The organism is Asprobacillus argus (genome assembly GCF_032248395.1).
Lineage (GTDB): Bacteria > Bacteroidota > Bacteroidia > Flavobacteriales > Flavobacteriaceae > Polaribacter > Polaribacter argus.
In genome coordinates, this window is sequence record NZ_JAVTTO010000002.1 from 181,304 (window position 1) to 192,833 (window position 11,530).

Consider the following 11,530-nt stretch of genomic DNA (forward strand, 5'->3'; position numbering starts at 1 on the left):
TGTAATAATTGTATGAAAAGGCTCCAAATAAATACTACACAAAATGTGAAGATCAACTTTAAGTTGGCGAATCTGGGACAAAGGGTTCTGGCGTTCACATTAGACAATATTTTGAAAATTGCATATTGGTACACGGCATTTTACGTATTTGATTTTGCTGGTGTATTGGGTAGAAGCAGTTCAGATTATTGGTCTAGATCTGCAATTTTCGTAATAGTAATGTCACCTATCCTATTGTATTCACTAGTATCAGAAATTTTGATGAATGGGCAGACCATTGGTAAAAAAGCATTGCGGATTCGCGTGATTAATATTGATGGGTTTAAACCTACGATTTCTGATTACCTAATGCGATGGTTTTTAAGATTGGTAGATTTTAATATTTTCTTCCTACTTGCTGTCTATATTTATTCTTTAAATATAACGGACGATGTCCTTTTTGCTCTGGCTGCAATTGCATTTTTCGGAGGGAAATTTGTGGGGTTTATCAGTGTTATTATTACAGATAAAAGTCAACGTATTGGGGATATTTCTGCAAATACTGTGGTTATATATTTAAAAGATGAAGCTAAGTTTTCGCAAACCATTTCTGAAGATTTACAAGATAATTATGTTCCAAAATACCCTAATGTTGTTAGGCTTTCTGACAATGATGCGCGCATTATTAAAGATACATTTTCGAGCGCATCAAAAAGAAATGACCATGCCACTTTGATAAAGTTAAGAAAGAAAATTGAAGAGGTGACAGAGATCAAATCCAAAGAAGAAAGCGATACAATCTTTATCGATATTGTCTTAAAAGATTATAACTACTACACACAAAACATGTAGCAAAAAAAAAGAGAAGCAAAGGCTTCTCTTTTTAATTAGTTCTTTTGTTCTGGGATCTTAATGCCTAGTTTATCCATTACTTTTTGAGTAATATCAAATTTCTCATCAATATATGCGAATTCATTACCAGATATAGTTAATATTTGAGCATATCCTTCTGCCTTACATATGTCCGCAATAACTTTTTTAAGTTTCGTATATAACGGCCTCATAACTTCGTCTCGCTTAATTTGTATAAGTTTGTTCCCATTAGATCTACTTTGTTGAAGTTCTTGTTCAGCTTTAGCAAGTTCTTGTAGCTTTAATGATTTTAAATTCTCTGGATAATCTTTTTGCTTTTGCCTAAAATCAGTAACCTTAGCCTCATAATCCTTAAACTTTATTTGGTAAGAAGAATCTAATCTTTTTCCATAACTTTCTATAAGTGAGAGGACTTTTTTAGTCTCTGGCATCAAACCAATAATAAGTTCACTATCGATGGTTCCTACTTTTGTCTGTGCAGTTGTAGCTAAACTAAATAAACAGATAGCTACAAGAATTAACTTTGATCTCATGGTCGTTATATTTTGGGAGACAAAGATAAAAAAGGGATTGGCTTACAGAAATTTAAGGGTCACAAAAAGCGTTAAAATTTTGTTTCAATTTCCTTAATTATGGCCTTAAATTTTGTTAAATGATCAAACCATAGGATTTCTGGATCTTTTTTAAACCAAGTGAGTTGTCGTTTTGCAAATCGACGTGTATTCTTCTTAATTTCCTGAACAGCTTCTTCTAAAGTTGATTTATTTTCTAAGTACAGAAAGAGTTCCCTGTAGCCAACCGTTTGCAAGGCATTTAGATTTTTGTATGGAAGTAATCCTTTTACTTCATCTAATAACCCTTCAGACATCATACGATCAACACGCTTATTGATCCTGTCATAGATAATGACTCTATCAGCATTAATACCAACTTTAATGGAATGAAATGATCTCGGTGTTTTTGGTTTGTTTTTAAAAGTAGAGAAGGGGATATTGGTTCCGATTGATATTTCTAGTGCACGAATTAAACGTTGCGGGTTTTCAATGGCAATAGTGTTATATGATATAGGATCGAGTTCTTGTAATTGTTTTTGTAAATGCTCAATTCCAAACTGATCTAGATCAGCCGTTAATTGTGTTCTAATTTTTTCATCTACATCTGGAAAATGATCCAATCCTTTTAGCACTGCATCGACATATAAACCACTACCTCCAACCATAATAACAACAGCATTTTCTTTGAAAAGCTCAGATAGTAATTCCAAAGCATCTTTTTCAAACTGACCTACATTATAGTCTTCTGAGATACTTCTGTTCTGTATAAAATGATGTGGGGCGGCCGCTAACTCTTCTGCGTTTGGAACAGCAGTCCCAATGGTCATTTCGGTATAGAATTGTCGTGAGTCACAAGAAATAATGGGCGCATCGAAATGGTTTGCGAGCTTAATGCTTAAAGTAGTTTTACCAATTGCAGTGGGTCCTACAACAGTTATCAATGTAGCCATTTATTCATTTAATTTAGTACCACAATGATAGCAAAAATCAGCGCCATCTTGATGATTTTCTTTTAAACAACTAGGGCAAGCCTGTGTATTGGTATGAACCTTGGTTCTGCTCATCTCTGCACTTACAATACCGGTAGGAATTGCAATAATAGCATAACCTAATATCATAATGACACTTGCAATCAACTGTCCTAACGGAGTACCTGGAGCAATGTCTCCATATCCAACGGTAGTTAAGGTCACAATAGCCCAATATACACTGCGAGGAATGCTGGTAAATCCATTTTCAGAGCCTTCTATCATATACATAACGGTTCCTAAAATAATACAGATGATCACTACAAAGAATAAGAAAACTGCAATTTTAGCTCTACTGGCGCGTAGTGCTACTAATAATCTGTTAGACTCACCGATGTATCTGGCCAGTTTTAAAATTCTAAAAACTCTAAGCAGACGTAGCGCCCTTAAGGCCGCCAAATTGTGAGACCCAACTAAGAATATGGATACGTATTTTGGAATTGTAGAAAGAAAATCAATAACTCCATAAAAACTGAAAACATACTTTAGCGGTTTTTTAATGGATATGATTCGTAATACGTATTCAATTGAAAACAAAATAGTAATGATCCACTCGGCAATATTTAAAAGATCTCCGTGTTTTTTTTGGATACTCTCTACACTTTCTAGCATTACAAATACAATACTGGCAAGAATGGCAATTAACAAAACGACATCAAAAAGTTTACCCGCAGGCGTATCAGCCTCATAAATGATCTCATGAAGTCTATGTTTCCAGGAAGGTTTTGATGTTGTCTTTGTATTCAAGAATTCGGTCGTTTAATACTTATACAATACTACGATATTTTTTAGAATTGTTTTGAAAGCATCAATAGATACTCTTTGAACAACTTAAATTCTTTTTATATTTAATAAATTCATTAATGAGTTTATTAACTCGAAGTTTTCTCAGGCTAGTTGATGGATTTTTTTAAAAATTACTTTCGGACATAGCTAGCCCTTCCAAATAAAAAATACTGTTCATTTTTGAGTACATAATCTTCTGTTTGTATATCATTATCTGCCACTTTATATATGGTTTTACCTTGCTCGGTATGGGCATCTCCCCACAAAACAGTAAGTGTATCTGTAGTAAAATCCAATGCAAGAGGAAGAATCATACCCCGAGAGTCAATCCAAACGCCTTTTTTAGTATTCAAATTATAGTAAGCTTTGGAAGCTAGTGTTCTGGTAATTCCCTGTTTGTCTGTAAACGTATTGGAAAAGGTGAGTTGTACAAACTTGTTGTTTAATGCAGTGTTCCATTGCATCTGAAAAGTAGCTTGATTTCCCATCAAGGTTCCCTTTCCTTCCCAACGACCTAGTATTTCTTTGAGTAAAGTTTGCCTAGTGTCTTCTGAGTTATTTTGCGCGGTCATATTGCTTGTCAAAAAAAGAAGCAATAACCCTGTGTAGAAATTTTTCATACGATTGGTTTTGTAATTACTAAGATATGACGAATTCAACACAACTCTTTGGACAATTTTCACAAAAACTTCTTTAACTAGTAAAATTTGGCTTTCTAATGTACGCCGCAAATAGGGTTGCCATCACGATCAACATAGCAACCTCATAAGGTTTTCCTTTATACATGTGAATACATACGATCAATGTCATATAAAGCGATAGGAGCATAGTTCCAAGAAGAACGGTTTTGTGATATAAGAATAACCCGGTTGCTACTAATAGAAATACTCCGGTACCTACCATGATGGCACTGTTTTCGATAACCTTGCCTGTTTGATCTGGATGTACAATTTTATCTAACGCGTTTGGAATAAAAAATAAGGTAATTACCAATGAAGAGAAACATAGTAGTATTTTTGAAAGGAATTTTTTAGTCTTCATATGTTGATTAGTTTAATGATGCTTCAAATCTATCCTTTACGTATGGATTACCGACCCATGAATGAGTAAGCGTTCCGTTATATTTAGTAATCGTAATCCAATAATGAGCAAATGAATGTGTAGACAGTTTTATGTATTAAATATTACCATATGCTTCAAATATAAGCATCGAACCAAGTAGTCATGAATTAAAAAAGCCTTCCCGAAGGAAGGCCTACACTTGGAGTAGTCTTGTCAAAAACTACACTATGAAACTATATATAAGACGCAATATGCGTAGTAAAGTCACTTAAAAAGATGTTAATTTTTTACAAAAATAAAATCTCCTCCTTCATCACCAACACCAAATACGGTCCCAAATTGTGGTAAATTCTCACTGTTATTTGCTACCGGTGTGCTTAGACTGTTAAACAATTGCATAGAGGTGATGTACTTGTTTTTATTATCAGATAAACGCTTGATCAAGTATTTAAGAAAAACACTTTTGTTAGGAACTTGTTTTAGTGTTCCGCTGGTCATGGCTTTTCTACTCATTAGCTCATAATTCTTTTTGATTGACTTAGGCGCCGTATTCAAGTTTCCAGCTCGCGTCTTTTTCAAGATACTACCACTAAAACAGGCATCTGCAATGAGCAATGTGTGTTTAGACTTTATCTGCTTGATATAGACTTTTAACTCTGCATTGGTAATTACATTTTCAAAGAACTCTGGATTAGCATCCGAGGGTAACCAGTTTCCTGTTTCGCTATCCTGGTCGTAATCTCCATGTCCTGCATAAAAAATTAGAACATTGTCTTTTTCAGTAACCTTTTTTCTGAGGTTTGCAAAGCCTCTTTTAATCTGATTCGCTGTTGGACTATTGTTCAAAAGTGTAATATGTTCTTGTCTAAAGCTGTATTTAGTTTTTAAAATATTGGCCAAATCGGTTGCATCTTTTGTTGGATGACCAGCTAAATCTTGTAGGTCACTATTACCGTAATCGCTTACTCCAATGATTAGGGCATAGTACTTTCCGAAGCCAATATTTGGTTTGTCGTCATTATCTACAACGATAATATCATCGTCTTTAACATCGGGTGATTTCCTTGTGATTGTAAATGTTTTTGTAGAAGAAGCCTGTTTGATATCTGTGGCTTTTACGATCAAGTCATTTTCACCAAACTTCAAAGGAACATTGGCATAGAAATTACCATTGGCACTTACAGTGGCATCCACACCGTTGATCAATACTTCAAAAATACCATCTGGATCCGTAGCTTTACCTCGGACCATAATACGTTTGGTTTTTACCACTTTAAACCCTCGTTTTAACTTCACATCGGGCTCTGTAATAACCACAACTGGAGGATCATTATAGGTGCTGGTTTTGTATCGAATATCTAAATAATCTACCGAAATCTTTTGATTGTGATAGGCCGTAAACCCTAAGTAATCTCCATAAAAACCTTCAAACTTGGTTTCGTTTACATATTTATCGTTGATATAAAAACGTAAGAGTCCACCAGATTTTACGATCTTGATCTTATTATATTGGTACGCTCCTGATTTGATATAACTAGAAGATGTAAACGGAATGATAGAAGCATATTTATCATTGTCGAATTTTCTAAACTTATAGCTGCCGACATCGGAAAGTAGAAATGAATATTCATTGGAAGAGTTTTTACGCCCAAAGGTGAAGCCATACATTCCTGTAGCACTTTCTATCTCTTTAGCAATAGAAGTTTCTATAATAAAGTCTCTAGTAGTATCTATATTCGCATGCCTACTCACAAAGGTTCCTCCTTTTTGCTTTCTGTGAATTTTTAGTTTGCCACCAGATAACGTAGTGGTTTGTTTATCAGAACTACTTATGTACCAGGAATTTGTATTGCTATAAAAATTATCTCGTAATGGCAATTGTAAGATCTTATTGGTTACGACTGGACTTGTAGTATTCAAATATTTAACTCTCAAATAATCTACCGCTATTTTTTGCTTGTTAAAGAGCACGAATCCCATATCGGTACCATAAAAAGGCTCGTAATCGGATTCTGTTAAATAATATCCATTTGCATAGAACTTATATTTATCATTCTCTTTTTTAACTTTTAAGGTGTTCGAAGTCCCATTACCCTTTTTTAAATAGGAGGATTTTGTCCATTTTTTAATGACCTGTTCTTTGCTATCTACATTCCTAACAATCTTGTAGTACCCGCCAGATGAGATATAAAACCGAAAACTATTACCACCGCTTTTACCCCACATTAATCCGTATGAGTAATTGGTAACACCGCTTATTTTATCCAACTTCGTTTCTATTTCGAAATCCTTACCTGTATCTACATATACATCATCGTAAGTAGAATACCCTTTAGAGGTTCTTTTATGCTCTAAGTAGTACTTACCATTGGTAACCTTATAGCTAATCTTGTCATCGTTAGTTTGATCCCAAGAGTTTGAATTATTGGTAAACTGATCGCTAAAATGGAAACCAGAATCTGAATAGGTATAGTTGCTAATATTATCTTTTGTAGTGTCTACATATGTGTCTGTTTTCTTGTTGTCTAAATACATGATACTTAGGTAGTTTACAGCTACTTTCTGTCTTTTGTAAACTACAAAACCAATACGATCTCCATAGAATTCTCTAAAGCGTGGGCTATCTACAAGTGTATTATTGATGTAAAAATTCAATGTATTGCCTCTTTTTTCAATCTTTAACGTGTTATATGCTCCATTACCCGTTTTTATTGCATCCGAGCTAGACCATGTTTTGTTTGCACTATTCATATAACTGCTCTTACCATCGTTCCAATCCCATATTCCATAAGAACCACCAGCAGTAATAACATAGTTATATTCATAGTTGTTGTCCTTTCTACCAAAAGCCAATCCAAACCCGTTATTTTGAATTCCAGAAATCTTCTTAAAACTGGCAATAATGTAGAAATCTCGTTTGGTATCTATCTTTATTTCTTTAGAACTAGACCAACCATTAATATCTCTTTTATGGTCAAAAATATAGTCGCCATTTTCTATTTTTAGTGATGCTTTTTCAGTATTGCTGGTGCTCCAGTCGCTTTTATTATCGGTAAAACCATCAAATAGAATGGATTTTTTTCCGGTTGTTGTCGTTGTAGTGGTGGTAGTGTTATTCAGGTACTTGATCCGAAAATAGTCCACAGACACCTTTTGTTTTCTGTGAATAATAATACCAATTTTATTTCCAATAAATCGTTTATAAGAAGTGCTATATACATAAGAATCGTTAATATAGAACGTAATCCAGTTTCCTTTTTTCTTAACACGTAGCTTATTTACAGCGTAATTACCCGTTTTTACTTTATCATTTTTTGTCCATTTTTTGATCGCCGTAAATTGATCATTTCTGGTCTCTGCTACTCTAATATACCCATTGGGAGAAAAGTTAAATTCTGAATAGTTATCACCATCTTTATAATCATAGATAAATCCGATCCCATAGTTTTGTTCTCCTGATATTTTTTGAATAGAGGTCTCTAATTCGAAATCCTTATCCTTATTAAAATAAATACTGCCAGAAGTTACATAATAGCTACTTTCTTTGTTCTTATGTGTAAAGTAATAACGACCATTCGCCACTTTTACTTCTCGGTTACTGTTATTACCGGTGATAAAATTCCCTTTTGAATTAAATTCTTGTTGGAATACATATGAGGATGATTGCGCATTGCTGTTAAAAATGCAGCACAGGGTTAAAATTACGAGGGCTAATTTAAATCTCATGACATAATTTTTATTGGTGATTCATTTGAATAAATATGGGGACTACCTTAGCGTAAGAGCTATTAGATGCTGCAGTAAATGCAATTTTATTTTGGCTAAATGTAAGATCATCTCCTTTAAACATTTTGTACTGTAGCGCTTTTTTTATTCGCTGCACAAAATCTCCTGAACCATATTTAGCCTTACTAATAATACTATTGATGTTTAGTTTTTCTTTACTATACAAAACACAAAGAATATCTCTGCCTGGCTTATTATCGAATTCGATAAAATAATCTTCACTTGGGATTGCAATTTCGCTATTGGTATAATTAAAGAAATCACTATAGTTCTCAAATGGATATAATTTGCTTACAGATTTATCCGCCGAGCCATAACCGATTAAATACACATAACCTCGTTGTTTACTTTTTAAATAGATTCTGAACTGGGTTCCTGATGTGTATACCTTATTAATGCTGTAGGTAGTTTTTGTAGATTTTACAATACCGAACCCTCTTTTGGCTTCATTTGAAAGCGTAGGAGTCATGTCGGTTCCATTGCCTAGACGAAGCGTAATTTCTCCACTTATGGAAGATTTTGTTACAATATCATCTTTCGTGGTATCTTTTATAACAGGCTTAGTTACATTATCTACCATTACAAAAGTAGAGTTTGTATATGTTTTAAAATCACTGTATTTAACCCATATATATCCGCTATTTCCCCAAAATGTTCCCCAGGAGTTTAAGATCTCGAAGGCACCTCCGTACTTATTATCATCGTATCCCACCACTACCATAGCATGTCCGCCAATAGATTGAGAACCAAAGGCATTCCAATAGCCTTTAGCTCTGTAGAATGATTTTTTAATATTCATACCAATAACTACTGGATTCTTTTCAGAAATAGCTTTTTTTACTTTCCTGATAAAAGAATTGGAGTTATCACCCCATTTAGAGAGTCTTTCAAAACTAAATATGGTATTCCTCTTAGCATTTTGCATGCTGTATGAAGTAGGTTTAGAGGTACAGCTTTTTTGATTGTACCCAAATTCGTTCAATCGTAGGATACCATTATTTTTGATCAATTTCATGGCATCTGCGATGTATGAACCTCTTTTACAATTATAATCTCCTTTAAATTTGATCTGATTATATACAAACGATGGGGAGAATGTATGTTGATTGATTTTTGTTTTATTGTACTTCCAATTATTTTTAATAGCGTACGCGATAGTCCTTGCGCCATATCCGCTTGCCCATCCAACACAAGAAGGTTGTGCTCCCTGATTTCCTGGAGTAGGGGCATAGGCTTTTAAACTGTAGCTAGAAGGAAGTGAAGTATAACTCCTCATAAGTATGGGAGCAGATTCTACGACTTCTTCATATTTTTCTTTGCTGAATTCTAACCCGGTTGGGTATTCTTGTGCTAATAAGATGTAGGGGATACTAAATAATGCAACAAGGAAGGTAATTTTCTTCATTGAGATGTTTTTAAGAGTTACTGCTAGCAAATATCCTCTCTAAATATATAAAAAAAAATACGTCATTTGACGTATTTTTAAAGTATGTGTGCTGTAAATGAATATGTTATTCTTTTTTAATCTCGATTATAGCGTTTTGGATCTTTACAATTTCATTATAGAAATCTTTAAGCCCGTAGTATTCAAAATTAGAAAATATAATTTTTTTAATGTCGTACGTAAAGTATAGATCCACTTTGTATGATGAAGACCTTGATCGTAAAGTTAACTCACCACCATCATTTGCAAGTTTAAACTTCGCGCTTTGAGGAACCTTGGCAACCTTGTATCCTTCTGGAACTTCAAATGAAAAACTGTATGTGAATTTTCTTTCATAGCCGAAGTCTACAGGATATAACCTTTCGTCTAACTTAAAAGGATTGGATTCCATTCGATCAATTAAAAAAGGATTAATGGTTAAGGTATTCTGATTTTTTGAATCGGCATCTAAGACCACCTCATATTCTTCTTTAGATGGAGATGATAGATCTTCGAAATCATATTGTTGATAGGCATCCACTTCTAAATATGCATTTCGCGATTCAAAGTCTTCAAGAATAGCGTCCTCCTTTACGTTGTGCAATCTTTTTCGCTGTTTTAGCCCATCATAGCCACCTTTTCTGATTATAATATTTCCTTCTAGTTCCTCATCTTCATTTAAAACAAATTTTACTCGAGTATTGACAAAGGATCTTTTCGCGGGATAAATTTTCTGCCAGAAACTTCCATTTTCAAAGTCCATAACTCGAGCTTCTCCATTTAAACACTTAAAGGGAACTAAACCAAAGGGTAAAAATTTATCCGTGGCATCTAAAAAATAAGCATTACCATCCACCATTACTTTAACTACCAAATAGTTGAAATCGGTTATTATCGGATATAGTTTTGTGGGTATTCCATTTTCTCTGGTAGAAATCATTACTACATAACTTTCTATATCGGCGGCTTGTAAGCTGTTATATAAAGACAAGTTGATGTCATAAACACTACCCGTTTTTTCTTCGAATGTATTCTTTAGTTTGGTGTCTCTTGACCAATTTTTGCCATTCCAAGTATACTTATTTTGGATATAGTCATAAATGGCTTTTGCTTTTTCTAATGGATCTGCAATACCAAAAATGGTTTCTGGTAACCTCTTTTTGAAAAAACTCTTTTTATTGGCCTGATTATTAAGGAACGTAAATTTTAACGTACGATCCGCTGATTTCCAGTCTTCTAAGAATTTTTTCACCACCCCTTTAGTACTGGTAAAAGAAACATAATCAAAAGAAAGCCTAGAAATATAATTCCTACTACTTAACATATAATCTTCTCCTTTAAACGCCGGAATATTGGACATCCCGAAGGATCTAACAGCGCAGGAAGCTTGCCCCAAACCTTCAATATAAAGACAGTTATTATCAATAGATGGGTTGTCTTTAGTCAATGATAAATTACCTATGATTCTGACGTTGTATTTATAATTACCTATAATGGCCGAATCATAATCACTTTGTAATTTTGGAATACTAGATTGAAAATACCAATCATCAATACCGGGATATGGCGAAGTTTTGGTATACGAATATTCTATAACAGACCCTGGCTTTACATTGGATAGTGTAAAACTAGTTTCGGTCCAATCTTTATTCAATTGATTTTTGAAAATTTTTGAAGGAAGAAGAAAGTTCTTTTGCATCCCTCCATTTCCACTAATATTATATGTAATAGCAACGATGTTTTTTACCTTTTCTTTACCATAGGTTCGTATTTTTACAGTTGCTTGGTCAACGCCTTCTTTGGTAAATATTTTTTTTCGAAAATAGTAGTCAGTTCTAAAATCCACTTTTTCAGCATCTAAATAGACGTTAGCATGCTCGTAGAGGACCAATGCATTAGCTGTGGTATCTTTATCATAACTTTTCATGTTAAGTTCTGCCAATGTTGCTTTTCCTGTTTTCGTAGATTTTGACTTTTGACTAAAGCTACTCAGGTGAGCAAACAGTATCAAAATGATGAGTGTGATCTTTTTCATGTTA

General features: G+C 33.9%; 9 protein-coding genes. 1 reads left to right on the forward strand and 8 read right to left on the reverse strand.

Features of this window, described 5'->3' with window-relative positions:
- The first annotated feature begins 12 nt into the window (after window positions 1-12).
- Window positions 13-831 (forward strand): RDD family protein, encoded by an 819-nt coding sequence (locus RQM59_RS04545; RefSeq protein WP_349240894.1) that lies wholly within the window; start codon window positions 13-15, stop codon window positions 829-831.
- A 35-nt stretch (window positions 832-866) separates the two neighbouring features.
- On the opposite strand, the gene RQM59_RS04550 is transcribed toward RQM59_RS04545, so the two are convergent.
- The 8 genes from RQM59_RS04550 to RQM59_RS04585 all read right to left on the reverse strand — a co-directional run bounded on the left by RQM59_RS04550 (window position 867) and on the right by RQM59_RS04585 (window position 11,526).
- A complete protein-coding gene (locus tag RQM59_RS04550) occupies window positions 867-1,385 on the reverse strand; it encodes an OmpH/Skp family outer membrane protein (protein WP_349240895.1) in 519 nt (172 codons plus the stop codon).
- A gap of 71 nt (window positions 1,386-1,456) precedes the next feature.
- The gene (miaA, locus tag RQM59_RS04555; protein ID WP_349240896.1) at window positions 1,457-2,356 is read right to left on the reverse strand and encodes a tRNA (adenosine(37)-N6)-dimethylallyltransferase MiaA; all 900 of its coding nucleotides are present in this window, start codon (window positions 2,354-2,356) and stop codon (window positions 1,457-1,459) included.
- Window positions 2,357-3,181: an ion transporter gene (locus tag RQM59_RS04560; protein ID WP_349240897.1), complete on the reverse strand. Its 825-nt coding sequence runs from the start codon at window positions 3,179-3,181 to the stop codon at window positions 2,357-2,359.
- A 170-nt stretch (window positions 3,182-3,351) separates the two neighbouring features.
- Complete coding sequence (locus RQM59_RS04565) at window positions 3,352-3,840, reverse strand: hypothetical protein (protein WP_349240898.1); 489 nt, start codon at window positions 3,838-3,840, stop codon at window positions 3,352-3,354.
- Window positions 3,841-3,913: 73 nt separating this feature from the next.
- The gene (locus tag RQM59_RS04570; RefSeq protein ID WP_349240899.1) at window positions 3,914-4,261 is read right to left on the reverse strand and encodes a hypothetical protein; all 348 of its coding nucleotides are present in this window, start codon (window positions 4,259-4,261) and stop codon (window positions 3,914-3,916) included.
- A 300-nt stretch (window positions 4,262-4,561) separates the two neighbouring features.
- The gene (locus RQM59_RS04575) at window positions 4,562-8,008 is read right to left on the reverse strand and encodes a hypothetical protein (RefSeq protein ID WP_349240900.1); all 3,447 of its coding nucleotides are present in this window, start codon (window positions 8,006-8,008) and stop codon (window positions 4,562-4,564) included.
- 10 nt (window positions 8,009-8,018) lie between these two features.
- A complete protein-coding gene (locus RQM59_RS04580) occupies window positions 8,019-9,473 on the reverse strand; it encodes a C1 family peptidase (RefSeq protein ID WP_349240901.1) in 1,455 nt (484 codons plus the stop codon).
- A 106-nt stretch (window positions 9,474-9,579) separates the two neighbouring features.
- On the reverse strand, window positions 9,580-11,526 hold the full coding sequence (locus tag RQM59_RS04585; protein WP_349240902.1) for a DUF3858 domain-containing protein: 1,947 nt from the start codon (window positions 11,524-11,526) through the stop codon (window positions 9,580-9,582).
- Window positions 11,527-11,530 lie beyond the last annotated feature (4 nt).